The following is a 26257-nucleotide window of genomic DNA, read 5'->3' as shown; positions in this document are numbered from 1 at the left end:
AAAACCGCCATCGCTGCTGCCAGACGGGCGGTTTTCGGTCAATTATTTAGGGGGAAAGCCAAGGCGGGCCAGGCAGGCCCGCGGGAATGTTTATAGCTGCGGAGGGATGTGATACACCACACAGTCGTATTTGGTGTTTTCGCGGCGGCCTGCTACTTTGCCGCCTAGAGATTCGGCGATACGTCGGCTTGGGGTGTTCTGTTCGGCCACCGGGTAGATAAAGTGCCGCGGCTGGTAGCGCTCACTGGCCCACACCGCCATGGCGTGAACAATTTCACGGCCATAGCCTTTGCCGTGCAGGTTTTCTTTCACCCAGATGCCCAGTTCCGGCGTGGTGTTATACAAATCGTGCACGCCGCCCATGCCGACAAACTGTTTGGTGTCGCGCATCCGGGCGATGTAAATCATTTCCTCGCCTTCGCGGATCAGCGGCAGCCAGGTTTGCCAAACGTTAGCAAAGGCCTCCGGCGACTCCTCGGGCTCAAAGTTCATATAGCGCGTCAAGGTAGGGGTGATCGCCTGGTAGACATCGTCGGCGTCTGCTGCGGTAAATGGGGCAATCAACAACCGGTCGGTGTTAACGCGGCACTGAGAAAGGTCACTGTGAATCATTATTATTACCTCGCTTTTCAGGCCAAAACGGCAAAAAATCCGCACCGGTGAAACGGGGCGGATCATCGATACTACGTTGATTGGCGGCAGATGCGACTTATTTTTGCAATCGTTGGGGTGAGTGCGCTGTCGGGGCTGCGGCGGGTTTCCTCTGGCGAACCTCGCTGCCGGCGTTGGCATCCAGAGTAAAGCAGTCGATCACCGCCAGCAGGGCAATCACGCCGATGACCACAAACGCCCACTGGAAATCGACCAAGGGGATGCGTTCGCCCGATTGCGGCATCAGCATTTCCGCCAACCGCAGTGCCAGCGCACCAATGGCGATGCCCAGCCCGCTGCCCATTTGCTGCGACACATTGAACAGGGTATTGGCACCGTTCATCTGCGGCTGCGGCACCTCGGAAAACGCCAGCGTATTGAGCGCGGTGAACTGCATGGATCGCGTCAGCCCGCTGACGAACAGCAGCGCCAGAATCAGCCAGGTCGGGGTCTGCGGCGTCAACAGCGCACAGGCGAAAATGGTGATGGCGTTCAACAAGCCGTTCACTACCAGCGTGGTCCGAAAGCGAAAACGGTAAAGCACTGCCGAGGTAAACGGCTTCATCACCAGATTACCGGCGAATACCGCCAACACCAGCAGCCCGGCGTCAAAAGCGTTCAGACCAAACCCGATCTGAAACAGCAGTGGCAGCAGGAAGGGCACGGCACCAATGGCGATACGAAACAGCGTGCCACCCCAAATGGTGACGGCGTAACTTTTTATCCGCATCGCCCACAGATTGATCAGGGGGTGGGCGGTACGTTTGGCATGCCGAACCGCCAGCGTGCCTAACGCCAGGCTGCCGGCAATGCACAGCGCCGGCACCAGCCAGGACAGCTGCGGATGATTGATCAAGTCGAGGCCGAACATCAGACCGAAGCAGGCGATGCCGGTCAGCACGAAGCCGAGGGCGTCAAAGGGCACGCCTTTTTGTGGTGCTTCCTGCGGGATCAGCCGCCAGGCCAGCCACAGTGCGGCGATACCCAAAGGCACATTGAGAATAAAAATCCAGTGCCACGAGGCATAGGTGGTAATAAAACCGCCGACCGGCGGGCCGAGGATCGGTGCCACCAGCCCTGGCCAGGTAATGGTGGCGATGGCTTTGATCAGATCCGGCTTGGCGGTGTTGCGCAGCACCACCAGGCGGCCGACCGGCACCATCAGTGCACCGCCGAAGCCTTGCAAAATACGGGCGGCGGTGAAGGTGGGCAGGTTAACGCTGGCGGCGCACAGCACCGATGCCAGGGTAAAAATCAGCACTGCCGCGGCAAAGATATTGCGGGCGCCGAAGCGGTTGGCTATCCAGCCGCTGGCGGGAATAAACACCGTCAGCGTCAGAATGTAGGCCGAGATGCCAATGTTCATGTCCACCGGCCGTACGCCGAAGGCCGCCGCCATTTGGGGCATGGCGGTAACAATCACCGTACCGTCGAGGTTTTCCATAAAGAAGGCGCCCGCCACCAGCAGAGGTAGTGCGCTGGCGCGTGAAAAAAAGCTCATGACAGAGCGCGCCGGGCGGAGCACAAACAGAATGCAGGCATGACAAAAATCCCGTTTCAAAAATGTTAACGCTGGCAGAGTTTTGGAGCATAGCGCATCACGCTGAGGTTAAAAAGAGGTTGAACGGGTGATTATTAGCGGGCGCACTGATGGCGCCCGCGGAGGTATTTAGAACTTCACCGAGCCTTGCAGATACAGGGTGCGCGGTTGGCCAATATACAGCCCTTTGTTATTGTCGTCGTAAGCCCGAGTGAAATACTCGTGGTTAAACAGGTTTTTAACCCCAACGCCCAGATTCAGCCCGGCCATTTCGGGCCCAAAGTCGTAGGCGGCGCGCAGACCCCACAGCATGTAGCCCGGAATACGTCCGGTACTGCCGTCGGCGCTTTCGGCCACAGTGTTGGCGTTATCGGCAAACTGGCTGGACTGGAATTCGCTGTTGAGGTTAAACGCCCAGTTGCCTGGCGTGTAATCCAGGCCCAACGTGCCCTTGTGTTTCGGTGAGAACGGCACCTGGTTGCCCCGGTAAGCCCCATCTTCGCGGATGGTAGCGTCGACATAGGCGTAGCTGGTGTAAATCGTCATATCATTGAGTTTTGGCGTCAACTGCGCCAGATCGTAACGCAGGCTGCCTTCCAGTCCGGCGTGACGGGTTTTGCCGCGCGCGGTCACGCTGTCGGTCACCTGATTGGAATCGTATTGGTTGTTGAAGTTGATCAGGAACAGGCCAATCTCACCTTTCAGCGCATCGCCCTCATAACGGGTACCAAGCTCCCAGGTCCGCGCTTTTTCAGGTTCGATGTTGCCGCTGTCGACCGCTTTGCCCATCTGGCTGTATTGCACGGTGCCGAACGAGCCTTCGGTGTTGGCATACAGGTTCCAGTATTCATTCAGGTGATACATCACGTTCAGTGCTGGCAGTGGGGCGTTGTAGCTGACGTCCAGGCGATTATTCTTGATGTAGTTATTCTGATAGGAACTGATGTGCTCGTAGCGCATGCCTGGCGTGATGGTCCAGTCGCCGATATCAATGCGGTCATCGATATAGAAGGCGTGGGCGTCGGTACCGGACTGAGTATCGCGATCGTAAGGGTTGTTGGTTGAAGGCAATACGCCGCTGCTGGCCTTGCTGTAATAACGCAGTTCGTGGGTGGATTCGCTGACGTAGCGATAGCCGACGCCGACTTCATGCGCCGACTGGCCCCAGCGGAAGCTTTGGCTGTAACGCGGTTCCACGCCGCGCACCCAGTATTCGCGCGGCGACAGCGTCAGGTTCTTGCCCTGATCCAGATAGCCGCTGCGCAGGGTGTAGGTGTAGAAGCTTTGCACGTCGAATTTGTGTTGCTGGTCAGGCTGGTACTGATAGCCGAAGTTTGCCAACTGGCGGCGGCCCCAGAACTTGTCGTAAGGGCGTGTCGATTGATACGGGTTGGCATTGTAATCGGCACGACTCAGGCCGCCCGGCATATCGGCCTGGCCTTCATAGTATTGCAGCAGGCTGTTAAAGGTGTGCACTTCGTTGGGTGCATAGTGGCTTTTCAGCATCACGTCGTCAATTTTGGTCGAGCTGTGCTCGCGCCAGTCGCTGCCGCGGGTGCCGGAATAAAGCAGCGCGCTGCCAAAGCCGTTGTCGGCGGTGCCGCCAATCATCAGATTCCCGGTGCCTTTCGGGTGATCCTGGCTGGAGGTTGGGCTGAGCTGGCCCTGCATACCGGCCTGCATGCCGAAAGTTTTCGGAATGGCGCGGGTGACAAAGTTGACTACGCCGCCGACGCTCTGTGGCCCGTAGCGCACTGCGCCGCCGCCGCGTACCACGTCAACCGCGTCCATATTGCCGAGGGATACCGGTGCCAGCGACAGCTGTGGCTGACCATAGGGGGCGAAGGGGACCGGAATGCCGTCCATCAGCACCGTCGAGCGGCTGGCCAGACGCGGGTTCAGGCCACGAATACCGAAATTGAGCGCCATATCGTGACTGCCGGTGCCGTTGTTTTCCGGCGCGACTACGCCCGGTACGCGGTTCAGTGCTTCACGCAAGGTGGTTGCGCCCGTTTTGGCGAACTCTTCACGCCGCACCACGTCACGCGCTCCAGCGTGTTCGAATACGTCAATCTGTCGGCCTTCAGCCAGCCAGTCGCCGACTACGGTGATGTCCTGCTCTTGCTGCACTGCCGGCAGTTTGACCAGGGTGTAGCCATTGTCGCCGAGCGCCTTGGCCTGCAAACCGCTGCCTGCCAGCAATGCATTCAAACCCTGGTCGACGTTGTAGTGGCCGCTCAGCCCTGGCGAACGCTTACCGGCGGTCAGCGTTCCGTCAACCGACAGCGCGATACCGGCATGGGCGGCAAAGGCATTCAGTGAGGTGTCCAGGCCGCCTGCAGGGATCTGATAAGCGGCCGGGGCCTCCTGTTGCGCGGCCATCGTGGGTGAAGCGAATGCCAGACCCACGGCGATCGCCAGTGGCTGAAGTGGTTTTCCCCAAAAATTGTTCATGCCTTCTCCTGAATTATTTTATTTATTGCTGCAGTGTTTTATCTGGAGTCGGATGAGAACGGAAAAGGGACAATCAAGAATGCGATTTTTTATCATTTTCATTTAAATAATTTAGGCAGGGACGATCTTCAGCCAGTAACGGGTAAAACTTTGTAGCCGAACCGGCAGGGTTTGGCTAAGTAAAAGCAAAGCGCGATCGGTATCTGCCAATGGGAAACTGCCGCTGACGCGCAGGCTGGCGATGGCTGGATCGCAATCCAAACGGCCGTGGCGGTAACGCGCCAGCTCGGCGATCACCTGGTCCAGGCACCATTGGCTCACGCTGAGTATGCCGCGGGTCCAATCGCCTCCGTTGCTAACGGCTTGTTGCTGGCCAAAGGCCGTGGCGCTGAAGCTGATTTGTTCACCGGCATTAATCCGACGTTTTTCCTGCGGATGCTGTGCCAGTTGGGCTTCCACCGCATGTTCCAGTACCGTCAGCCGCGTGTGATCGTCGTTTTCGCGGACCAGGAAATGGGTGCCGAGTGCGCGCATAGCCCCTTGCGGGCTCTCAACCCACAGCGGACGGCTATCGTGGCCGGTAATCAGACTGATTTCACCGGCATGCAGCAGGATCAGCCGTTTTTCGGCGCTGTAGCGCACATCCACCGCGCTGGCGGTATTGAGCACCAATTGGCTGCCGTCACTGAGGATAATCGGTTTGATCTCACCGGTGGCGGTGCGATAGTCGGCTCGCAGTTCGCGGCCGAACGGGGACTGATAGCCCAGCCAACTGCTGCCGCCGACGCCAAGCAACAACAGTAGGCTTTTCAGCAGGGTACGGCGATCCAGCGGGGTTTGGCGACCGGCCTGATCGAGGGTGCGATAGCTGAATTTACCCGGCACGCCCTGCAGTTGGCTTTGCAGCGCTTCGACTCGCTGCCAGGCCCAGCGGTGGTCGTCATGCTGTTGGTACCAGGCTTGCCATTGTTGGCGTTGGCGTTCGGTGGCGCCTTCGTCGCACAGCAAGGCAAACCACTGGGCGGCCATTTTTAGCGCCTGGCGCTGTTCGGGGGTGATGATGTGACTCATTAAAGGTATTCGGTTTCCAGGCTGAACAGCAGGCAGTGTTCGGTGGCTTTGGCCATATATTTTTTTACCGAACTGACCGAAACGCCGAGTTGCAGTGCGATCTCGGCATAGCCTAACCCTTCAAGCTGCGACAGCAAAAAGGCCTGTTTGATTTTCGGCCCGAGCCCGTCGAGCATGCTGTCGATTTGTTGCAAACTTTCCAGCAGACACTGGCGTTGCTCGAGCGAGGGGGACAGCGCTTCCGGCGTTAACGCCAGCATCTCCAGATAGGCGCGCTCCAGCGTTTTACGGCGGAAGAAATCGACCATCACCCGTTTAGCGAGGGTAACCAGAAAATCTTTGGGTTCGCGGATGGTGGCGGCGGAATCACTTTTGAGGATCCGCAGGAAAGTGTCCTGAGCCAGATCGTCAGCGTCAAACGCGCAACCGAGTCGACGGCGCAACCAACCTTGCAGCCAACCATGGTGGGTTGCATAGAGGCGCGTGAGCGCATCGGAGGGAGAAGGGGCTGTGGCTGACATGGTTTTCGCGCTGCCGGTCAAAAAAGATGCGCGGATGATAATTGAGAATGGTTATCGTTTCAAGTTTGACGCCATCCGTGGCGGCGCGACTCATCAATTTTCACCCAGTCGCAGCCCCGTTGCGGCATCGAACAGATGGATGGCCTCCGTATTGGGTGCCAGCCACAGTGGCTGACCGCTCTCGGCATTAACCCGTCCGCTGAGTTGCACATGCAGGCGGTAACCGCCCCAGGTCAGGTGCAGCAGGCTGACATCGCCGGTGATCTCCATCAGGCGCAAAGTGGCAGCCGGTTGTTCGCTGACATCGACCAAATGGAAATCGTGCGGCCGCAGCCCGAGGATCACCGGGCTGCCGGGCGTCGCCAATCGCCATTTAGCCGGCAGCGGCAACCACAGTTCACCGCAGGTTACGCCGGGCCGATCGTCGCGTGGCGTGACGATACCCTCCAACAGATTCATTGGCGGTGAACCGATAAAACGCGCCACAAAAGTGTTGGCGGGCGCATCGTAGATCTCCAGCGGCTTGCCCTGCTGTACGATATTGCCGTCTTTCATCACCACGATTTGGTCGGCCAGCGTCATTGCTTCAATCTGGTCGTGGGTGACGTACACCGTAGTGGTCTTGAACTGCTGATGCAGCGATTTGATCTCGGCGCGCAGCTCCATCCGCAGTTGGGCGTCGAGGTTGGACAGCGGCTCATCGAATAAAAAGACTTTCGGGTTGCGCACCATGGCACGGCCCATCGCCACCCGCTGGCGCTGGCCGCCGGACAGCTCTTTCGGATAGCGTTGTAAAAGATGGTCGATCGCCAGAATACGCGCGGCCTGCTGTACCTTGCTTTGTTGCTCGCTTTTGGCGACCTTCATCACCTGCATATGAAACGCCATGTTTTCCGCCACCGTCAGGTGCGGGTAGAGCGCGTAGCTCTGGAACACCATGGCAATATCGCGATCGGCCGGATCCAGATCGTTGATCTTTTGTTTATCCAGCAGGATCGCGCCTTCGGTCAGCGTGTCCAGCCCGGCCAGCAGGCGCAGCAGCGTGGACTTGCCGCAGCCGGACGGGCCGACTAGCACGGTAAAACTGCCGTCGGGGATGGTCAAATCCAACGGGTTCAGCACTCGCTGTTTGCCGTAGTATTTGGCCACTTTTACCAGTTCGACACTAGCCATCAGACCATTTCTCCGGCGCAGGTTTTCAGGGTATTCCAGTCCAGATACTGGCGTGGCGAACTGCTGATGGCGTGGCTGGCGGCACGAATGCCCCAGCGTAGCGCCACCGCGGCCGAATGGCCGTGCAGGCAGGCCGTCAGGAAACCGGCGTTAAAACTGTCGCCCGCACCTATGGTATCGACCACCTTGATCGGATGTGCCGCTGCCTGCAACTGCCGCTCGCCACACCACATGCGTGCGCCGTCCGGGCCGCATTTCACCACGCAGGCTGCGTCGGCCGGCTGTTGCCGGTTCAGGGTGCGGGCAGCGGTATACAGATCCTGATGGCCCGCCATGCCGCAGGTTTCCACTTCATTCAACAGCAGCAGGTCGCAGAATGGCAGCCAGTCGGCGATCTGTCCGCGCAGCGCATCGCTCCAGCCCTGTGGCGGCCAGCCGGTATCAACCGCAATGCGATAGCCGCGTTGACGCAGGGTTTGCAGCAACGCCGGATATTCCGCCAATAAGGCGGTGCACAGGAAGGTGCCGCACAGCAAAATGGTGTCGCCATTACCGGCGAACAGTGGGATCTGATGCAGTACGTCGTCCTGGCTCAGGCGGGTAATGTGGCCCTGGTTGCTGAAAAAGGTGCGTTCGTTGTCGGGATGGGTCACGCCGAAGGTCAGCGAGGTTTCGCAACTGTAGGTCGGCCAGTACAGCGAGCTCTCCGGGAACAGCTGCGCCAGCCAGGGGCTGAAGTAGTCATTGCCCTGATTGGCCACCAGCCGATAAGGGGTTTCCAGGGCTGCCAGCGCCAGCGCGCAGTTGCCAGCCGAGCCACCGGGGCGCAGTTCGCTGTGATCCAGCATCGCCTCGGTGCCTTTTTGCGGCCACTGTTGCAGGGTGCTCATGATCACGTCGACGTTGATATTGCCCACCACGTACAGCGTGGGCCGGGTGTTGGTACTCATCATGTTAATTTCCCTGAATAAATTAGCCCTTGCTGCCGCCGCTGGTTAAACCGCTAACCAGCGTTTTTTGCAGCCAGATGGCAATGAAAAGCGGCGGAATGGCAGCCAGAATGCCGACGGCGGCGATCAGCCCGTCATCGGTGGCGCGTCCGGCGGTGAAACCGGCGATGGTCACCGGCAGCGTTTGCGCCTGAATATTGCTGGTGAACAGCAGCGCGTAGAAAAATTCGTCCCAGGCCAGCAGCCAGCCAAACAGCGCCGAGGCCCCCAGCGCCGGCTTGGCCAACGGCAGCGTAATACGTAACAGCACCTGCCACTGACGTAACCCGTCCAGCCGCGCCGCCTGTTCAATATCGATCGGCAGGGCGTCGAACTGGTTTTTCAGCATCCAGGTGAGGAATGGCAGGATCAGTGAGCAGTAGACCAGCACCAGGCCGATATGGGTGTTCAGCAACGCCAATTGCTGCAGGATAAAGTACAGCGGCAGCACGAAGGCCACCGGTGGCACCATGTAAATCGCCAGACTGGCAAACAGCCAGCCGTCGCGGCCGGGATAGCGCGAGAAGCTGAACGCCGCCGGGATCGCCAGCAACAGCGAAATCAGCGTAGCGCCACAGGCCACCAGCAGGCTGTTGAACAGCGCGTGCAGGAACAAGGCTCCCGGCTGGCCGGGCTGCAAGGAAAGCAGGCTGCCGTAGCGAGAAAAGTCCCAGTGGCGCGGCAACCATTCCAGCGGCACCCGGGTGAGATCGGCTGAGGAACTGACGCTCATCAGAAACAACCAAAGCATCGGCGCGAGGATCGACACCGCCAGCAGCAGCGCAGCGCCATAGCGCAATATCAGGCGGATTTTACGCTTCATCGGCGAGGCTCCTTCTGCGCTGGCGGAACAGCATCAGCATGTACAGTGCAATCAACAGGCCGCACAGCAGGGTCATCAACACCGCATAGGCCGCGCCGCTGCCGGCCCGCAAATAGCTGAAAGACTCCTGATAAACGAAGAAGCTGAGGGTTTTGGTACTGTCCATCGGCCCGCCGCGCGTCATCACGTAAATGATGTCGAACACCTTGAAGGCGTCAATGGTCCGCAGCACCAACGCCACCGCCAGCGGAGCCAGAATGGCGGGCAGGGTGATGGCACGGAAACGCCGCCAGGCGGAAGCACCGTCCAGTCGGGCGGCTTCATACAGGTCGTCCGGGATCGATTGCAGCGCCGCCAGCGTCAGCAGGGTGATCAGCGGGTAGTTCTTCCAGATGTCCGCCAGCATGACTGCGTTGAGTGCCGATGCCGGGTCACCCAGCCAGCTGCGATAGTGGTCAATCACCCCAAGCTGGGTCAACAGCGCGTTGATGCTGCCGTAATCCGGGTTGAAGTTCAGCCGCCACATCGTGGCGTTGACGATGGTGGGAAGTGCCCAGGGCAAAATCACCAGCACCCGCAGCACATTACGGCCGTGGAATTTCTGGTTAAGCAGCAGCGCCACCAGTACGCCGATCACCCCTTCGAACGCCACCGAAACCAGGGTGAAATACAGCGTACGCCACAGCGCGGCCTGAAAATCCGGGTCGGTCAGGGCATAGATAAAATTATCCGCGCCCACCCAGGCCGGCGTTATGTCGTTGCCCACCAGTGCTGCGTCGGTAAAGCTCAGCCACAGGGTACGGCCCAGCGGCCAGGCGGTTAACAGCAGCATCATCAGCAGCATGGGTGCCAGCAGCACCCATGCCTGACGCCGCTCACGTTGAGGTAAAGTGAGCATGCTCATCGCTTAACGCAGCCGTGCAGCGCTTTGGGTCGCGGCATCCAGCCCGGCCTGTGGCGTGACCTTACCCTGCAGGATCTGCTGCAAGTCCTGCTGCAAGCCGTTGGACAACCGGGAGTAATCGGCGGTTTCAGGGCGCGACAGCATCACGTTCAGCGACTGCTTGGCGGCGGCGATCAGCGGTTCCTGACCTTTCTGCACCGCCGGGTCGTCGTAGGACGACTTCCAGATCGGCAGGCTCAGCTTGGCGTATTTGTCCTGCACCGGCTGCGAGGTCATGTAGCTGATGTACTGCCAGGCCTGATCGGGGTGGACGCTGGCCTTGGCGATACCCAGCCCCATGGAGCCGTTCACCGCAGAGACCTGGCCCGCTACCGATCCCGGAGCCGGGACGATACCGACGTCACCGGCCACTTTGCTTTGCTTCGGATCGTTGGCCATGTTGTACATGTAGGTCCAGTTGAGCGCGAAAGCCGCATCGCCGTTGGAGAATGCCTTACGCACGTCCTCTTCCAGATACTCGCGGGAGTTCGGGTTGGTCAGCCCCTTATCCAGCGAGGCTTTCATATAGTCGACGGCCTGCAGTGAACCCGGGCTGGAGAAGGTGATTTTGCCCTGTTGGACGAACTGGCCTTTGAAGGCAGACACCAGCGTGGTGTAGTCGCAAACCAGTGCCTCGGCCTGTGACCAGCTCCACACCAGCGGATATTTGACCACGTTTTTCTGTTTGAGAATTTCAGCCTGCTGCGCCAGTTCCTGCCAGGTTTGTGGCGGGGCGGTTATCCCGGCCTTGGCCAGCATGGCTTTGTTGTAATACAGGTATTTGGTGTCGAGGATCCACGGCATGCCCCAGCGCTTGTCCTTATAGGTGACGGTGGTCATGGCACCGGCAAAGATTTTAGCGCTGTCGTCGGCGCTGATGCGCGAGGTGACATCTTGCAGCAGGCCGAACTTGGTGAACTCCGCCGGCCAGATGGCGTCGAACAGCACCACATCGTAGCCGTTGCTGCCAGCGCCGCGTGCCGCGACGATTTTATCGTGCAGCGCTTCGTAAGGGACAAACTCCAGGTTAACGGTGATATCCGGGTGCTGTTTGCTGAAATCCGCGGTCATGGCACGGATGTCGTTTTCGCTGTACGCCGCCTGGGTCATAAACAACGCGTTGATCTGCGTTGGGGCGGCATAGGCGGCTGACAGGCTGAACGCCAGGGCAGACAGGGTACAGGCTGCCGTAGCGGCGAGGGTATGGCTTTTCATTGTGCGTTCTCCGGTGTTAAAAAGATTCTTAAATCAATTTGATTGCTTTATTGGAGGGCACCATACTGCAAAGACGATTTCCCTTTCTGCATAGGCAGTTATGACGACTTCCGGCACTAACCTTGAACATGCTCGTGCACACAACCGGCGCGTAGTGATAGAGGCTATCCGTTTACACGGTGAACTGACCCGTGCCGAAATTGCCCGGCTGACCTCACTGACGCCGCAAACCGTTTCAAACATCGCAACAGAACTGGAACAGGCCGGCATTCTCTCCTCGCACCTGCCGCGTCGTGCCGGCGGGCGAGGTCAACCGGCCACGCCGTTGACCCTGAATCCTGACAGTGCGTATTCCATCGGCATCCATCTGGATCATCAGTCACTACTGCTTATCGTGGTTGATTTGTCAGGCAGCGTTCGTTTCCACCGGCTGATTATGGTGCAAAAGCCGCAACCTGCTGCCACCTTGAAACTGATTTGTGATGTACTGCAAGAAATGCGCCAGCAGGCGGATCTGAGCTGGGGAAAAATGTTGGGCATTGGCGTGGTGATGCCGGGGCCGTTCGGCGTGGAGGGGATTTCCTCCGTGGGGCCGACCACCCTCAACGGCTGGGAAAATATCGATGTGGTGGCCGAACTTAACGCACAGAGCGGCTTGCCGGTAACGCTGGAGAACGATGCTACCGTCGCGGCCATCGGCGAACGTCTGCACGGTGTCGCCAGACAGCTTAATTCATTTATTTATTTGTACCTTGGCACCGGTCTGGGGGCGGGGATTTTCACCGACGGCCGAATTTATACCGGCCATGCGCACAATGCTGGTGAAGTCGGCCACATGATTGTGCAACCGGGCGGACGGGCCTGCTACTGCGGCAACCAGGGCTGCCTGGAACGTTATGTCTCACTGCAGGCGGCTTACGAAAGCTGCGGGCTGGATCCAATGCGCGCCATGCCGCAAGACTTGCTAGCGTTACCGCAGCCGAAGATTGACGCCTGGCTGGATTCGGCGGTGCCGGCGTTACGCCAGGCCATCAACATTATTGAATGCATGTTTGACGCTGAAGCGGTGATTATTGGCGGGCTGATGCCCGAAAGTATCGTAGAACAGCTGATCAAGCGTTTAGCGCCACTGCACCGCTCGGTGCGCAGCAAATACCTCGACGGCCTGCGAGTGCGACTGGGCACCACCGGTGCGGATACCGCCGCATTAGGTGCGGCAGCGTTACCACTGTTTGATGAGTTCAACCCGCGTTATGAAGTGTTATTGAAGTAATAACTTTCATCCACCGATTTTTATTGTTGCCCGTTATTGGTGCAGGCTCATAATTAACCCAACACAAGCAAACGGTTGCTATTTAAAGGCAACCGTTTGCTTATTTCCCGCTTATTTTTATCGATTCAGATTATTGTGCGACTTGTTTTTATCTGTTTGTTTTTAAATGAAAATTATCATTAAAAAACCAACTGGCACGCCGCTTGCTATCCTTAAATCAACACCTGCGATCGATAAAAAGACCGCCATAGTTCCCCCGGCTGAATTCACTCCGCCGGGTACTGTGCGCTGGTCGGTAGAGAAGGAAAGCAAAATGAGCATGTCATTCACCACGGCGATCCGTGGCAATTTTTTTGATATTGCTGCCTGCGTGGATCAGCCGCAGCAGTTAGAGCAACATCTGCGACACATTCCGGACGGATTACTGCTGCTCGATGAAGGCACCATTGTCTGGTTTGGCCCCTGGCAGCAGGGTGAGGCGTTGTTACCGCCGGGGTTTGAGGTCACGCATTATCAGGACAAACTGATCGTGCCGGGCTTTATCGACAGCCATATTCATTATCCGCAAACCGAAATGATCGGCGCCTATGGCGATCGGCTGCTGGCGTGGCTGAAGCATTACACCTTTCCGACAGAAAGCCAGTTCTGCTGCGAGCAGCACTCCGACAAGATGTCGGCTTTCTTTCTGCAACAGCTGTTAAGCAACGGCACCACCACGGCGCTGGTGTTTGGCACCGTACACCCGCAGTCGGTTGAAGCGCTGTTCAGTCAGGCCGCGGCGCTGAATATGCGCCTGATCGCCGGTAAGGTGATGATGGATCGCCATGCGCCGGACGAACTGCTGGAAACCCCGGAGCAGAGCTACCGCCAGACACGCGAACTGATCGAACGCTGGCACGGAAAGCAACGGCTGAGCTATGCCATTACGCCGCGTTTTGCGCCGACCAGCACCCCGGCGTTGTTGGCTCAGGTACAGCGGCTGCGTGAAGAGTTTCCGGATGCCTATCTGCACACTCACCTGAGTGAGAACCAGGAAGAAATCGCCTGGGTGAAGGAACTGTTCCCGGACAGTCGCAGCTACCTGGATGTTTATCATCAGTATGGGCTGACCGGTGAGAGAAGCGTGTTCGCTCACTGCCTGCATCTGGAAGAGCAAGAGTGGGACTGCCTGTGCCAGACCCGTTCGGCGATCGCTTTTTGCCCGACTTCCAACCTGTTCCTCGGCAGCGGGTTGTTCAACCTGCAAAAAGCCTGGCAGAAGCAGGTCAAACTGGGCATCGGTACCGACGTGGGCGCCGGTACCACCTTCAATATGCTGCAAACGCTGGGTGAGGCTTACAAGGTCGGTCAGTTGCAACGCTATCAGCTCTCGGCCTGTGAGGCCTTCTACCACGCGACGTTGGGTGGGGCGCGGGCGCTGTCGCTGGATGACAAAATTGGCAACTTTGAGGTCGGCAAAGAGGCGGACTTCGTGGTGCTGGATCCAGCGGTGTCACCGTTGCAAAAGCTGCGCCATGAAAACAGCCATGCACTGACAGAACAGCTGTTTGTGTTGATGACGCTGGGTGACGACCGCAACGTTTACCGAACCTACGTCGACGGCAAAGTGGTGTATCGACCGGCTACCCAGCAGGAGGCTGCATGATCCAGTTTCTGCTTAATCAAACGCTGAAGAATGAGAACGCGATCGATCCCAATACCACGGTGCTGAACTACCTGCGCCGCGATCTCGGTCGCTGTGGCACCAAAGAAGGCTGCGCTTCCGGTGACTGTGGTGCCTGCACCGTGGTGCTGGCGGAACCGGACGGTGAACAATTGCGCTACCGCAGCGTTAACGCCTGCCTGACGTTTGTCAGCGCGCTGCATGGCAAACAGTTGATCACCGTAGAGGACCTGAAGCAGCAGGGGGAATTGCACAGCGTGCAGCAGGCGATGGTCGACTGCCACGGCTCGCAGTGCGGTTTTTGCACCCCAGGATTCGTGATGTCGATGTTCTGTCTGCAAAAGAACGGCGCGGCCTATCAGCGTGAACAGGCGCAGCAAGCACTGGCCGGTAATCTTTGCCGCTGTACGGGCTATCGGCCTATTTTGGCGGCGGCGCAGCAGGCGTGCGATAACAAAACACCAGACAGCTTCGATCACCACCAACAGCAAACGCTGCAGCGCCTGCAAGCTATCCCTGCGGCCACGCCGTTAGCGGCAGCAGGTAAGCGCTGTTTGCAGCCGCAAACTCTGGAGGAACTGGCGACGCTGTATCAACAGCATCCGCAGGCCAAACTGTTGGCCGGTGGCACCGATCTGGCGCTGGAAGTCACCCAGCGTCATCAGGATTTACCCCTGATGATCGCCATTGGCCAGATAGTGGCGTTAAAGCAGGTGAGTCGACAGGACGACCGTCTGATCCTGGGTGCCGGTGCCGCGTTGAGCGACCTTTACCCGTTGCTGGCCGATTACCACCCGGCCTTTGGCGAACTGCTGGCGCGTTTTGCTTCGCAGCAAATCCGCAATCAGGGCACGCTGGGGGGCAATATCGCCAACGCCTCACCGATTGGTGACGGTGCGCCGCTGCTGCTGGCGTTGGATGCACGGCTGATCTTGCGCCGTGGCGCTACGCAGCGTGAGCTGCCGCTGAATGACTTCTTCCTCGGCTATCGGCAGACCGCGCTGCAGCCGGGGGAGTTTATTGAAAGCATCGTGCTGCCGGCCAGCGCGCCGGCAGATTTCCGCGCCTGGAAAGTCTCCAAACGGCTGGAGGATGATATTTCTGCAGTATGCGGGGCCTTCAGCCTGACCCTTGAACAGGGGATTATCCGTGATGCCCGGCTGGCGTTTGGCGGCATGGCCGCGACGCCGAAACGCGCCAGGCTGTGCGAACAACAATTGGTGGGGCAGCCGTGGCGGCGGGCGACGATTGAGCTTGCGGTTCAGGCGCTGGCGCAAGACTTTACGCCGCTGAGCGATTTTCGAGCCAGTAGCGCTTATCGCCTGCTGGTGGCGCAAAACCTGCTGCGCCGCTATTTCATTGCGCTGACCGCACCGCAACTGGCGATCGAGGTGACGGCCCATGAGTAATAGCAAACGCACCGAATATACCCAGCAGCAGTTGGCCGAACGTTTCCGACAATCGCTCACCAGCGGTGTTGGCCGTAGCCGTAAACACGAAAGCGCCGACAAGCACGTCAGCGGTGAAGCGCAATACATTGACGACCGGCTGGAGTTTCCCAACCAACTGCATTTGGCGGCCCGGCTGAGCGAACGGGCGCATGCACGCATCGAAAAACTGGATCTGTCGGCCTGTTACGATTTTCCCGGCGTGGTGCGAGTGATCACCTGGCAGGATGTGCCGGGCGAGCTGGATATTGCCCCGTTAACTCACGGCGACCCGCTACTGGCGAAGGATGAGGTGGAATACGCCGGGCAGGTGATTGCGGCGGTGGCGGCGGAGGATCCGGAAATCGCCTGGCGTGCCGCGCAGGCCATTAAAGTGAGTTATCAGGATCTGCCTGCACAGCTGGACGTCACTCAATCGCTGCGAGAAGGTTTCGTGGTGCAGGAAGCGCATCATCACCAACGTGGTGACGTTGAGGGGGCGCTGGCGTGGGCTTTGCACCGTATTCAGGGGGAGCTGCACGTCGGTGGGCAGGAGCATTTTTATCTGGAAACCCAGATTGCCTCGGTAATGCCGGCCGAAGACGGCGGCATGCTGGTGTACTCATCGACCCAAAACCCCACTGAAATTCAGAAGCTGGTGGCCTCGGTGCTCAATCTGCCGATGCACAAGGTCACCATCGACACGCGGCGCATGGGCGGGGGCTTTGGCGGCAAAGAAACTCAGGCTGCCGGGCCGGCGTGCCTGTGTGCCGTGGTGGCGCATCTTACCGGACGACCGGTCAAAATGCGCCTTAACCGCCACGACGACATGCTGATCACCGGTAAACGCCACCCGTTTTATATTCAGTACGATGTCGGCTTTGACGACGACGGGCTGCTGAACGGGGTGAAAATCAGCCTGGCCGGTAACTGCGGTTACTCGCTCGATCTTTCTGGTTCTATTGTCGATCGCGCCATGTTCCACGCCGATAATGCCTATTTCCTGCAAGATGTCTTGATTACCGGCCACCGCTGTAAAACCCATATCGCCTCTAACACCGCTTATCGTGGCTTTGGCGGGCCGCAGGGCATGATGGCAATTGAGCAGATCATGGACCATATCGCGCGCTATCTGGCACTCGATCCGCTGGCGGTGCGCAAAACTAATTATTACGGCAAAGATCAGCGTAACGTCACCCATTACCATCAGCCGGTGGAACAGAACCTGCTGCAGGAAATCACCGCCGAACTGGAGCACAGTGCGGATTATCAGGCGCGGCGTCAGGCCATTGTGCAGTTCAACGCGCAAAACCCGATCCTGAAGAAAGGGCTGGCGCTGACACCGGTCAAATTCGGCATTTCCTTTACCGCCGGTTTCCTCAACCAGGCGGGAGCACTGGTACTGATTTACACCGACGGCAGCATTCAGCTCAACCATGGCGGCACCGAGATGGGCCAGGGGTTGAACACCAAGGTGGCGCAGATTGTCGCCGAAGTGTTCCAGGTGGAAATCGAGCGTATCCAGATCACCGCCACCGATACCGGCAAGGTGCCGAACACCTCGCCGACGGCGGCATCGTCCGGTACTGACCTGAACGGCAAGGCGGCGGAAAATGCCGCTCTGATCATTAAGCAACGGCTGATCGACATGCTGGCTAAACAGCATCAGGTTAGCGCCAGGCAGATCGTTTTCAATAATGGTCAGGTCAGGGTCGGTGAGCGTTACTTCAGCTTTGAACAGGTGGTTGAGCAGGCCTATTTTAATCAAATTTCCCTCGCCAGCACCGGTTACTACCGCACGCCGAAGATCTTTTATGATCGCGACAAGGCCAGCGGCCACCCGTTCTATTACTTCGCTTACGGCGCGGCCTGCGCTGAGGTGTTGATCGACACCCTGACCGGCGAATACAAACTGCTGCGAGCCGACATTCTGCATGACGTGGGTGATTCGCTAAACCCGGCAATCGACATCGGTCAGGTGGAGGGCGGTTTTGTGCAGGGTATGGGCTGGCTGACCAGCGAAGAACTGGTGTGGGATCAACAGGGCAAGTTGCTGACTCATGGCCCGGCCAGCTACAAAATCCCGGCGATTGGCGACGTCCCGGCAGATCTGCGCGTCACGCTGCTGGAAAACCGCAAAAACCCCGAGGACACGGTATTTCATTCCAAAGCGGTGGGTGAGCCGCCGTTTATGTTGGGCATCTCGGTCTGGTGTGCGATCAAGGATGCGGTGGCCAGCCTGGCAGATTACCGTCGGCAGCCCAATATTGATGCCCCGGCCACACCGGAACGGGTGCTGTGGGGCGTGCAGCAGATGTTAGCTAGTGACATTGTCACTGAATTGGCTGGGGAGAACGGCGATGGACGAGTGGATTGAGGTTCTGGCCGACTTGCGACGCCGCGGTGAGCCCTGCGTACTGGTGACGCTGGTGGATGAGCTGGGTTCCACGCCGCGCAATCGTGGTACCAAAATGCTGGTGACCGCCGAACGGGCGGTGAATACCATTGGCGGTGGGCATCTGGAGTTTCAGGTGCTGGCGATTGCCCGCGAGATGCTGCAACAACAGGCGGTCACGCTGCGGCTGGAACGTTTCCCGCTGGCGGCACGGCTGGGGCAGTGCTGTGGCGGTACCACCAGCGTACTGTTCGAACCCTTGATCCCGCCGCGCCCGCAAATCGCCCTGTTTGGCGCCGGGCATGTGGGGCGGGCGCTGGTGAATATCCTCGCCACGTTGCCGTGTCGGGTACGCTGGGTTGATGGCCGCGCGGCGGAGTTCCCGGCGGTTATCCCGGCCGGGGTGCAACAAGACATCTGCGAAGAACCGCTGGAGATCGTCGACGCCATGCCGCCGGGCAGTTATTTCATCGTCATGACCCACGACCACGCGCTGGATCTGGCGCTGGCGGAGCGTATTCTACGCCGTGGCGATGCCGGTTATTTTGGCCTGATTGGCTCGCTGACCAAGCGTAAACGCTTCGACTATAAGCTCGGCCAGCGCGGCATCAGCGAAGCGGCGATTGCCGGCATGCGCTGCCCGGTGGGGTTACCGGACGTAAAAGGCAAGCTACCCGCCGAGATCGCCGTGGCCGTCGCCGGGGAGATCATTGCCTGCTACGGCCAGCGCTAGCCAGGTCACTGCGATTTATTGTTGAAGGATCACCACTTTTTGGTCGATGGCACCAAACACGGAATGTCCGTCGGCATCGAACACCTCAATCCGCACCTGGTCACCCTGTGCCAGATAGGGCTGCCGCTGGCTTTCATCGACACCGCGCAGCGCTTGTCGCACCCGGGCTTCGGTAATGCAGGCACTGCCGGATGCCGGATCGGCATTGCTGATGGTGCCTGCCCCTACGATGCTGCCAGCCGCCAAAGCGCGGGTGCAGGCAAGGTGTGCAATAAGCTGCCCGAAATTAAACGCCGTATCATCACCGGCGTCCGGAGCGCCAAACCATTTTCCATTCAGACTGACGTGCACCGGCAAATGCAACATGGCCTCCCGCCAGTTCGCGCCGAGCGCTGCGGGCGTCACGGCAACCGGGGCAAAGCTGGTCGCGGGCTTGCTCTGGTAGAAACCGAACCCCCGGGCCAGTTCGTCGGGGATCAGACGGCGGAGGGAGGCGTCATTGAGCAACACCACTAGCGCGATACACTCCAGCGCCTGCTCGGGCGTCACCCCGAGAGGGACGTCAGTGGTTATCACGGCGATCTCTGCTTCAAAATCAATATCCAGCTCATCATCAGTGGCTTCGATCGGTGTGGTTGCCTTTAACATCACGTCCGAACCGCCCTGATAAACCAGCGGCTTCTCTTCGTATTGCGGGGGAATGGGTTCGTTTCGCCATTGATACATCAGTTTGGCGTGGTGGCGATAAACGGACCCATCAACCCACTGATAGGCGCGGGGTAGCGGTGCCAGGCAGCTTGAAGCATTGAAGAGGTCGCCAGTGTCCCAGCCGTTTGCAGCCACCTGCATCAACTGCGGCGCTATAACCGACCAGCTATCTAACGCTTCCTGCAGGGTGCGGGCAATAGCGGGCACGGCAATGCAACGTGAAAGGTCGGGAGATACCAGCACCAATTCGCCGTCCCGACGGCCGTTTTCTCGTGAGGCCAAACGTAATTGCGCAGCCAGAGTGGCGCTCATGATTTACCTTCAACCAAGGCCTGGCGTCGTGCCTGTTCTCGGGTCCAGATCGCCAACTCCTGATGCGCCGTGCGGGCAAAACCTTCCACGGTTTCAGCCGCCGCCACTTCGGTGGTCAATTCCAGACGAAACCCGTTCGGATCAAAGAAGTAAATGGATTCAAGATAACCGTCGTGATCGGTAACCCCAATCACCTCAATACCCTGTGCGAGTAGCCGTTGATGCATGCTGTCCAGATCGGCGCGGTTATCGACTTTCAGGGCAATATGGTTAACCCAGTCGGGGGTATTTGGGCTGGGTTGCGCCGCTACCCCGTCACCCAGATCGAAGAAGGCGATATGCGAATCATCTTTCATGCGGAAAAAGATATGCACATACGGGCAGTATTCTCCGGTGCTGGGGACATGGTCGTTTTTAATAACATGGACCAGCGGTAAACCGAGAATATCTTCATAGAAATGTCGGGTTTCCTCTGCGTCCCGGCAGCGCCAGGCAAAGTGGTGCAGCCGACGGATCGGCCTGGCAGGAGCGTTGGTTTTAACCGCCGTTTTTTTAGACCATGGAAAATCAGTGTGCATGATGTAAACCTCCAGCAGAGTCGCTGCTACTTAGTTTGTTTGCGCAAGAAACGCTCGATAGCACCCACCAGATAAAGCGGGATTTCCTGCATTGGGTAGTGTCCACAGCCTTCGAGCAGTTCCATCTCCACATTGACGAACCACTTCAAACAGGTGCTATCCATCATCGCCAGCGTCTGTGCCGGATCGTGCTGGCCAATCAGTAACAGCAAGGGAACCGTGCAGCCGTAAGTTTCGATGGAACAATCCTCCAGCGCCCAGCTACGGAGATAGGCTTCGAACACCTGCGGGTCGCAGGCCGCGCGTGACTGTTGAACGGTGTCGCTGACCCAGCGGTGGGGCAATCGGTGATGAGTGGAAAAATCAATCAGCGAATGGCGGCAGGTATCATCCTCGACAGCCTGCTCGAAGATGCGCCAAACTTGCTGCTCTACGTCCAGCCCGCTGGCCGGAACGGGAGTCAGGCCTACGGCACTGCGTACCCGTTCAGGGTGCCGAGCCGCAATGATCTGCGCAATTTTCCCCCCCATGGAATGTCCGACGACGTCGAAGCGATGCCAACCCAGGCTGTCCATCAGGTTGACCACGTCAGCGACCATTTCATTAGTGGTGTAGCTGCCGGCTATGTTGCGTGACTGGCCGTAGCCACGAAAATCCACAAACACATAAGTGAAGGCCTCGGTATCCAGATAGGAGAGCATCGGCTGATAGACGTTATGATCACCAAACCAACCTGGCAGCATGACCACGCATCGGGTGCCCTGACCGATTATTCTGGCGCTAAGTAGGGGGTTTTCATTCGTGGCCTTGCTTTCCTGACGATGCGAATGTCCCCCCAAAATCTGTTGATTGGGTTGAGGTGTTGTAGCCATGAAATATCCATCTCCTGATTTAAATAGCCGCACGTTTTAAGCTGGCGCGGATTAGGTCATGTGCATGACGCGTTTTTAGAATTATTTGAGGGTGATGCTACCTGTGGATTTGATGTTGGTATGCGGTTAAGTCGGAATATTTCGGTGAATCATTAGTCGGTTGAATAAGGCTAATGCGCCGTTAATAAAGCGTCTATAGGCGAGTTTGGGATGAACCGTTATATAAAACCGGACAATCAAAGACTTAGAAATGGTATGGGTTTATGGTATAATTTTGTTTTTATTGTATTTTTAGAAAAATATTCATGATACAAAAATTGACTTCTTTTGCTTCCGGGTGGAAGCCTGCCACAGCCAACGAATACCAACTATGCCATCAGCTCTATGGGGGTAGCTTTATGACTCACCCTGACGTGTTGCAGTTTTTCCAGGCACGTCTGGACTGCCAACCCGCTTACTACATTAAGCGGGCCGATAACGATCGTCTGCTGGGGGCATTTTGTTCCTGGGGCGGAAAAAATTTTGCACTCACTGGCAAGACGTCCAAAAAACTGGGTATTGATCGATATTCATTCAATAGAGATGAACTCATATTGCCATTGAGTCCTGATTTAAAAACAGCGCTCCCCTTTAAAACAAAAATGCTTTCATCGTTAAATGATAAGAATACGAGAAATGCGACATTTAAACTGAATAGCCAACGGGCAATTTGTCTGGCAAAAGGCTGCGGTAAAGACGGGTTTTCCTCTTCGACAAAAAGCAGCCGCCGCAGGGAACTGAATCGTTTTCTCAACGCGGGAGGCGAGATTGTGGATCAAGCCAATTTTTCTCCAGAGCAACTTGCCACTGTCTACTTCGAGCTATATGAAAAACGCTGGGGTGAAAAACCGGGTTACTACCAGGAAATGGTGGATATGCTTGGCTCATTAAGAGCCATGTTTTTTGGGCATGTCCTTTTCTTCGATGGAAAACCCTGTGCCTTCCAATTAATAACCAAAGCGGAAAGCCCTGACTGGATATGCTTTGACTACGTCAACGGGGGTTATGATCAATCGTATGATAACTTCTGCCCCGGGACTATTGTTACCTGGCTTAATGTTAAAACTGCCTATGACCTGTGCGTGTCAAAAGATAAAGTCATGCGCTATTCATTCGGAAAACCTACCGCCGGTTATAAAGACAGATGGTGTTATCGCTCACCTTTAGGCCGAGTGCTGTCTCTTTAAAAAAGACGCTGGCATCAGCGGGATCGCCGGGCAGGTTAGCTTCTAATCACTTGTTTTTGCTCAATCTGCCAACTGCGCCTAAGCTAGGATGTGACTCAAGGGGAGATGAGCTCTCCGCGACATTATTCTGTGAACATGGAGGAGTTTCGATTTGATGCGTTTATCGACATTGGTGTTGGCGATCGGCATGGCGCTGGGCTCGCAGGCACAGGCAGAAGAAACCAATCCGCACGCGGATCATAGCGCGTTGCCAAGTGGCCAGGCAAAGGAGGCTAACGTGACCGGTGAAGCCAACCAACACAACAATAAAAAGAACGAGAACCCGTTCTTCTATCAAAGTCGTCTGCCATTCCAGGCACCGCCGTTCAATCTGATCAAAGAAAGCGATTATGCCCCGGCGATCGACGCCGGTATCAAGCAAAAGCTGGAGGAAGTGGAGAAGATCGCCAACAACCCGGCCAAGCCTGATTTTAAAAATACCTTCGTGGCGCTGGAGCAAAGCGGCGCGATGCTGTCGCGGGTGATGAATGTGTTTGGCGCAATGACCTCGGCCAACACCAGTGACGGGTTGCAAAAGTTGGACGAGCAGAGCTCACCGAAGCTGGCGGCGTTGGATGATGCCATCATGCTCAACAGCAAGCTGTTTGCCCGCATCAAGGCCGTTTATCAGCAGCTCGATGCGCTGAAGCTGGATGCAGAATCCCGTCGACTGGTCGAAGTGACCTATAAGAACTTTGAGCTGGCGGGGGCCAATCTGTCCGACGCCGATAAAACCAAGCTGAAGGCGCTGAACCAGGAAGCGGCAACGCTGAGCACCCAGTTCTCCAACAAATTGCTGGCGGCGACCAAAGAGGGTGCGCTGGTGATCACCGAACAAGGGAAGTTGGACGGCCTGTCGGAAGGCGAACTGGCGGCGGCGGCCCAGGCGGCCGGTGAACGCAAGCTGGATAAACAGTGGCTGCTGGTGTTGCAAAACACCACCCAGCAACCGGAATTGCAGAGTCTGAAAAACCGCGATACCCGTAAAGCGCTGTTTGATGCCTCGTGGAATCGTGCAGAAAAGGGCGACGCTAACGACACTCGCCAGACCATTGCGCGGCTGGCTAAAATTCGTGCCGAGCAGGCCAAACTGCTGGGCTTCCCGAATTACGCGGCCTGGAAGCTGCAAAACCAGATGGCCAAAACCCCGGATGCTGCGCTGAGATTTATGCGCGATATCGTCCCGGCGGCTACCGCGCGAGCCGAACGTGAGGCCAAAGACATTCAGGTGGTGATTGACCAGCAAAAAGGCGGCTTCAAGGTTGAAGCCTGGGACTGGCAGTTTTATGCCGAACAGGTACGCAAAGCCAAATACGACCTGGATGAATCACAGATCAAACCTTACTTTGAGCTGGATAACGTGCTGAACAACGGCGTATTTTATGCCGCCAACCTGCTGTACGGTATCAGTTTCAAGGAGCGCAAGGACATCCCGGTTTATCAGCCGGACGTACGGGTTTATGAGGTGTTCGATAAAGACGGCAAATCACTGGCGCTGTTCTATACCGACTTCTTTAAGCGCGACAACAAGGGCGGTGGCGCCTGGATGAGCAACTTTGTCGAGCAGTCGAAGCTGAAAGGCACCAAGCCGGTGATTTACAACGTCGCCAACTTTACCAAACCGGCACCAGGCCAGCCTGCACTGTTGTCCTACGATGATGTGATCACCATGTTCCACGAGTTTGGTCATGCGCTGCACGGCATGTTCGCCGATCAGGAGTATCCGAGCCTGTCCGGTACCAACACCGCTCGTGACTTTGTTGAATTCCCATCGCAGTTCAATGAACACTGGGCCAGCGATCCCAAGGTCTTTGCGCACTACGCCAAGCATTACAAAACCGGTGAAGCCATGCCGCAGGAACTGGTCGACAAAATCAAAAAGGCCGACAAGTTCAACAAAGGCTATGACATGACCGAACTGCTGTCCGCGGCACTGCTGGACATGCACTGGCATATGCTGAGTGCCGACCAACCCCAGCAGGACGTGGACAAGTTCGAGGCCGAATCGCTGCAGAAAGACAAAATCGATCTCAGCTATGTGCCGCCGCGCTACCGTTCCAGCTACTTTAAGCATATCTGGGGTAACGGCTATGCGGCCGGTTACTACGCCTATCTGTGGACCGAAATGCTGGCGGATGACGCTTTCCAGTGGTTCAGCGAACATGGCGGTCTGACCGCAGAGAACGGCCAGCGTTTCCGCAATATGATCCTGTCGCGCGGTAACAGTCAGGACCTGGAAAAACTGTACATCGACTGGCGCGGTAAAGCGCCAAGCATTGAACCTATGCTGATTAACCGTGGCTTGAAAGACCAGTAATAGCCACGACGTTAACCAAAATGGCCACTAAGGACGCAAGCTTGCTTGCGTCCTTTTTTCATTCCACGGGGACATGGGCGGTGTGATGGTTTATCATGCGCCGATTATTTTTTGGCCCGTGAGCAATGAAGATAAGAATCCTCCTAACGCGCTGTTTTGCTTTGATTATGCCATTGCTGCTTTCAGCCTGTGGCACGCTGTCGCGCATGCCAACCGACACATCACCGTTGGAAAGTCGGCGTTTGGCGTGCAGTGCTGACCTGCAAGCCGAGGTCGACAGCCTGGCACGGCCGATCATCGACGGCCGGCAGACGCCGGGATTGGTGGTGGGCGTATTGACGGCAGACGGGCAGGCGCGCACCTATGGTTACGGCGTGACCGATGCGCAGCAGCGCTATCCGGTTAACGGCAACACGCTGTTTGCCGTGGGGTCGGTCAGCAAGGGATTTATTGCCGAAGTCACGGTGGTGTTGGTCAACAAGGGCGTGCTGCATTGGGACGATACGTTGGCAACCTTACTGCCGCCCGGCACCTTGCTCAGCAAGGATGCGGCTAAAATTACCTTATTGCAGTTGGTGACCCATACCTCGGGCCTGCCGCGTCAGATGATGACGCCGGAGATGCTGGGGGCCTTTGTCCGCTATCTGTTTACCGGCGATAATTTTTATGGCTCGCTGGACACGCCAAAAGTCCTCAACGACCTGGCGCAGTTTGAGGCCCCGGCGGTTGAAGCGCCGCGCTATTCCAACTTGGGCTATGCGCTGCTGGATTACATCCTGCAACGGCGCACCGGTAAAACCGTCGATCGTCTGACCACGGAAAACATCCTCCAGCCGTTGGGGCTGACCCACACCAGCTACGATGCGCAGCAGTTACCGGGTTATGCGCAACGGGCCATTGGCCATGCCGGCGATCAGCCCAAGTTTATTCGGCGCGGGCAGCCGGTGCCCGACTGGCAATTTTCTTCCTATATGATTGGCGCCGCCGGGTTATATACCGACGCCGACGATCTGCTGCGCTATGCGCGGGCACATTTCGTCCCTACCGGTTCGGCGGCACTGGATCAGGCGCTGAAAGACTCGCTGACCGTGCATTTTGCGCGCAGTAAAGAGGCGGCGGCCATCGCCTGGGTGGTCGACGACGTGGGTTCACAGCAAATTACCTATCAGGTGGGATTTATCGGCGGCTATTCCAGCTATATCGGCCTGGATCTGCGCCATAAAACGGCGGTGGTGGTGCTGCAAAACAGCTTTAACTGGAGTAACAATATTGGTCATCGTTTGCTGCAACGCATGGGCGAGGCGGCGGACGGGCATTTTACCTGCCATTAAGTC

General features: G+C 57.4%; 21 protein-coding genes. 8 read left to right on the top strand and 13 right to left on the bottom strand.

From position 1 onward, the window contains the following. Positions 1-90 precede the first annotated feature (90 nt). The 10 genes from OC597_RS05560 to OC597_RS05515 all read right to left on the bottom strand — a co-directional run bounded on the left by OC597_RS05560 (position 91) and on the right by OC597_RS05515 (position 11380). Positions 91-612: a GNAT family N-acetyltransferase gene (locus OC597_RS05560; protein WP_261254970.1), complete on the bottom strand. Its 522-nt coding sequence runs from the start codon at positions 610-612 to the stop codon at positions 91-93. A gap of 97 nt (positions 613-709) precedes the next feature. Then, complete coding sequence (locus OC597_RS05555; RefSeq protein ID WP_261462521.1) at positions 710-2152, bottom strand: MFS transporter; 1443 nt, start codon at positions 2150-2152, stop codon at positions 710-712. A 168-nt stretch (positions 2153-2320) separates the two neighbouring features. Beyond that, complete coding sequence (fecA, locus tag OC597_RS05550; RefSeq protein ID WP_262207972.1) at positions 2321-4645, bottom strand: TonB-dependent Fe(3+) dicitrate receptor FecA; 2325 nt, start codon at positions 4643-4645, stop codon at positions 2321-2323. A 111-nt stretch (positions 4646-4756) separates the two neighbouring features. Beyond that, a complete protein-coding gene (fecR, locus tag OC597_RS05545; RefSeq protein ID WP_262207955.1) occupies positions 4757-5716 on the bottom strand; it encodes a ferric citrate uptake sigma factor regulator FecR in 960 nt (319 codons plus the stop codon). Then, complete coding sequence (fecI, locus tag OC597_RS05540) at positions 5716-6237, bottom strand: ferric citrate uptake sigma factor FecI (protein ID WP_262207954.1); 522 nt, start codon at positions 6235-6237, stop codon at positions 5716-5718. The genes fecR and fecI overlap by 1 nt, the downstream gene beginning before the upstream one ends. 93 nt (positions 6238-6330) lie before the next feature. Next, positions 6331-7410 carry an ABC transporter ATP-binding protein gene (locus tag OC597_RS05535; protein WP_261284493.1) on the bottom strand — a complete coding sequence of 360 codons (1080 nt, stop codon included), beginning with the start codon at positions 7408-7410 and terminating at the stop codon, positions 6331-6333. Further along, positions 7410-8363, bottom strand: coding sequence for a carbohydrate kinase family protein (locus tag OC597_RS05530; protein WP_085116665.1), 954 nt, complete (start codon positions 8361-8363; stop codon positions 7410-7412). The genes OC597_RS05535 and OC597_RS05530 overlap by 1 nt, the downstream gene beginning before the upstream one ends. Positions 8364-8382: 19 nt before the next feature. Next, positions 8383-9222 (bottom strand): carbohydrate ABC transporter permease, encoded by an 840-nt coding sequence (locus tag OC597_RS05525; RefSeq protein WP_085116666.1) that lies wholly within the window; start codon positions 9220-9222, stop codon positions 8383-8385. Continuing rightward, entirely contained in the window at positions 9212-10120 is a 909-nt protein-coding gene (locus OC597_RS05520) for a carbohydrate ABC transporter permease (RefSeq protein WP_261284494.1), read from the bottom strand. Before OC597_RS05520 ends, OC597_RS05525 begins: the two co-directional genes overlap by 11 nt. Positions 10121-10129: 9 nt before the next feature. Then, positions 10130-11380, bottom strand: coding sequence for an extracellular solute-binding protein (locus OC597_RS05515; protein ID WP_262207951.1), 1251 nt, complete (start codon positions 11378-11380; stop codon positions 10130-10132). Between the two features lie 100 nt (positions 11381-11480). Between OC597_RS05515 and OC597_RS05510 the strand changes: the two genes are divergently transcribed. From OC597_RS05510 to xdhC, 5 genes are all read left to right on the top strand, one after another. Then, positions 11481-12653 carry an ROK family transcriptional regulator gene (locus OC597_RS05510; protein WP_261254955.1) on the top strand — a complete coding sequence of 391 codons (1173 nt, stop codon included), beginning with the start codon at positions 11481-11483 and terminating at the stop codon, positions 12651-12653. 313 nt (positions 12654-12966) lie between these two features. Further along, positions 12967-14298: a guanine deaminase gene (gene guaD, locus OC597_RS05505; protein ID WP_262207948.1), complete on the top strand. Its 1332-nt coding sequence runs from the start codon at positions 12967-12969 to the stop codon at positions 14296-14298. Further along, the gene (gene xdhA / locus OC597_RS05500; protein WP_262207946.1) at positions 14295-15725 is read left to right on the top strand and encodes a xanthine dehydrogenase small subunit; all 1431 of its coding nucleotides are present in this window, start codon (positions 14295-14297) and stop codon (positions 15723-15725) included. Before guaD ends, xdhA begins: the two co-directional genes overlap by 4 nt. Continuing rightward, entirely contained in the window at positions 15718-18120 is a 2403-nt protein-coding gene (xdhB, locus tag OC597_RS05495) for a xanthine dehydrogenase molybdopterin binding subunit (protein WP_262207944.1), read from the top strand. Before xdhA ends, xdhB begins: the two co-directional genes overlap by 8 nt. Next, complete coding sequence (gene xdhC, locus OC597_RS05490; RefSeq protein ID WP_262207942.1) at positions 18104-18871, top strand: xanthine dehydrogenase accessory protein XdhC; 768 nt, start codon at positions 18104-18106, stop codon at positions 18869-18871. The genes xdhB and xdhC overlap by 17 nt, the downstream gene beginning before the upstream one ends. A 15-nt stretch (positions 18872-18886) precedes the next feature. Here xdhC and OC597_RS05485 read toward each other — a convergent pair whose 3' ends face one another. Genes OC597_RS05485 through OC597_RS05475 form a run of 3 tightly spaced genes read right to left on the bottom strand, consistent with a single transcriptional unit; the run spans position 18887 to position 21341 of the window. Then, positions 18887-19891, bottom strand: coding sequence for a fumarylacetoacetate hydrolase family protein (locus OC597_RS05485; protein WP_262207940.1), 1005 nt, complete (start codon positions 19889-19891; stop codon positions 18887-18889). Then, complete coding sequence (locus OC597_RS05480) at positions 19888-20469, bottom strand: VOC family protein (RefSeq protein WP_262207938.1); 582 nt, start codon at positions 20467-20469, stop codon at positions 19888-19890. The genes OC597_RS05485 and OC597_RS05480 overlap by 4 nt, the downstream gene beginning before the upstream one ends. A gap of 26 nt (positions 20470-20495) precedes the next feature. After that, positions 20496-21341: an alpha/beta fold hydrolase gene (locus tag OC597_RS05475; RefSeq protein WP_262207936.1), complete on the bottom strand. Its 846-nt coding sequence runs from the start codon at positions 21339-21341 to the stop codon at positions 20496-20498. Positions 21342-21646: 305 nt separating this feature from the next. On the opposite strand from OC597_RS05475, the gene OC597_RS05470 reads away from it, so the two are divergent. The 3 genes from OC597_RS05470 to OC597_RS05460 all read left to right on the top strand — a co-directional run bounded on the left by OC597_RS05470 (position 21647) and on the right by OC597_RS05460 (position 26254). Then, positions 21647-22567 (top strand): GNAT family N-acetyltransferase, encoded by a 921-nt coding sequence (locus OC597_RS05470; RefSeq protein ID WP_262207935.1) that lies wholly within the window; start codon positions 21647-21649, stop codon positions 22565-22567. Between the two features lie 154 nt (positions 22568-22721). Beyond that, positions 22722-24923, top strand: coding sequence for a peptidyl-dipeptidase Dcp (gene dcp, locus OC597_RS05465; RefSeq protein WP_262207933.1), 2202 nt, complete (start codon positions 22722-22724; stop codon positions 24921-24923). 167 nt (positions 24924-25090) lie between these two features. Continuing rightward, the gene (locus OC597_RS05460) at positions 25091-26254 is read left to right on the top strand and encodes a serine hydrolase domain-containing protein (RefSeq protein ID WP_262207932.1); all 1164 of its coding nucleotides are present in this window, start codon (positions 25091-25093) and stop codon (positions 26252-26254) included. Positions 26255-26257: the final 3 nt, after the last annotated feature.

Source organism: Serratia proteamaculans (assembly GCF_946227095.1).
In the GTDB taxonomy this organism is placed as follows: Bacteria; Pseudomonadota; Gammaproteobacteria; order Enterobacterales; family Enterobacteriaceae; genus Serratia; species Serratia proteamaculans_E.
Note: the sequence above shows the minus strand (reverse complement) of the source record. Positions and strands in the feature narration are given on the sequence as shown.

Bases quoted from the DNA above. Each gene is read 5' to 3' on its own strand.
- OC597_RS05560 (WP_261254970.1), bottom strand. From the start codon at position 612: ATGATTCACAGTGACCTTTCTCAGTGCCGCGTTAACACCGACCGGTTG.
- OC597_RS05555 (WP_261462521.1), bottom strand. From the start codon at position 2,152: ATGAGCTTTTTTTCACGCGCCAGCGCACTACCTCTGCTGGTGGCGGGC.
- fecA (WP_262207972.1), bottom strand. From the start codon at position 4,645: ATGAACAATTTTTGGGGAAAACCACTTCAGCCACTGGCGATCGCCGTG.
- fecR (WP_262207955.1), bottom strand. From the start codon at position 5,716: ATGAGTCACATCATCACCCCCGAACAGCGCCAGGCGCTAAAAATGGCC.
- fecI (WP_262207954.1), bottom strand. From the start codon at position 6,237: ATGTCAGCCACAGCCCCTTCTCCCTCCGATGCGCTCACGCGCCTCTAT.
- OC597_RS05535 (WP_261284493.1), bottom strand. From the start codon at position 7,410: ATGGCTAGTGTCGAACTGGTAAAAGTGGCCAAATACTACGGCAAACAG.
- OC597_RS05530 (WP_085116665.1), bottom strand. From the start codon at position 8,363: ATGATGAGTACCAACACCCGGCCCACGCTGTACGTGGTGGGCAATATC.
- OC597_RS05525 (WP_085116666.1), bottom strand. From the start codon at position 9,222: ATGAAGCGTAAAATCCGCCTGATATTGCGCTATGGCGCTGCGCTGCTG.
- OC597_RS05520 (WP_261284494.1), bottom strand. From the start codon at position 10,120: ATGCTCACTTTACCTCAACGTGAGCGGCGTCAGGCATGGGTGCTGCTG.
- OC597_RS05515 (WP_262207951.1), bottom strand. From the start codon at position 11,380: ATGAAAAGCCATACCCTCGCCGCTACGGCAGCCTGTACCCTGTCTGCC.
- OC597_RS05510 (WP_261254955.1), top strand. From the start codon at position 11,481: ATGACGACTTCCGGCACTAACCTTGAACATGCTCGTGCACACAACCGG.
- guaD (WP_262207948.1), top strand. From the start codon at position 12,967: ATGAGCATGTCATTCACCACGGCGATCCGTGGCAATTTTTTTGATATT.
- xdhA (WP_262207946.1), top strand. From the start codon at position 14,295: ATGATCCAGTTTCTGCTTAATCAAACGCTGAAGAATGAGAACGCGATC.
- xdhB (WP_262207944.1), top strand. From the start codon at position 15,718: ATGAGTAATAGCAAACGCACCGAATATACCCAGCAGCAGTTGGCCGAA.
- xdhC (WP_262207942.1), top strand. From the start codon at position 18,104: ATGGACGAGTGGATTGAGGTTCTGGCCGACTTGCGACGCCGCGGTGAG.
- OC597_RS05485 (WP_262207940.1), bottom strand. From the start codon at position 19,891: ATGAGCGCCACTCTGGCTGCGCAATTACGTTTGGCCTCACGAGAAAAC.
- OC597_RS05480 (WP_262207938.1), bottom strand. From the start codon at position 20,469: ATGCACACTGATTTTCCATGGTCTAAAAAAACGGCGGTTAAAACCAAC.
- OC597_RS05475 (WP_262207936.1), bottom strand. From the start codon at position 21,341: ATGGCTACAACACCTCAACCCAATCAACAGATTTTGGGGGGACATTCG.
- OC597_RS05470 (WP_262207935.1), top strand. From the start codon at position 21,647: ATGATACAAAAATTGACTTCTTTTGCTTCCGGGTGGAAGCCTGCCACA.
- dcp (WP_262207933.1), top strand. From the start codon at position 22,722: ATGCGTTTATCGACATTGGTGTTGGCGATCGGCATGGCGCTGGGCTCG.
- OC597_RS05460 (WP_262207932.1), top strand. From the start codon at position 25,091: ATGCCATTGCTGCTTTCAGCCTGTGGCACGCTGTCGCGCATGCCAACC.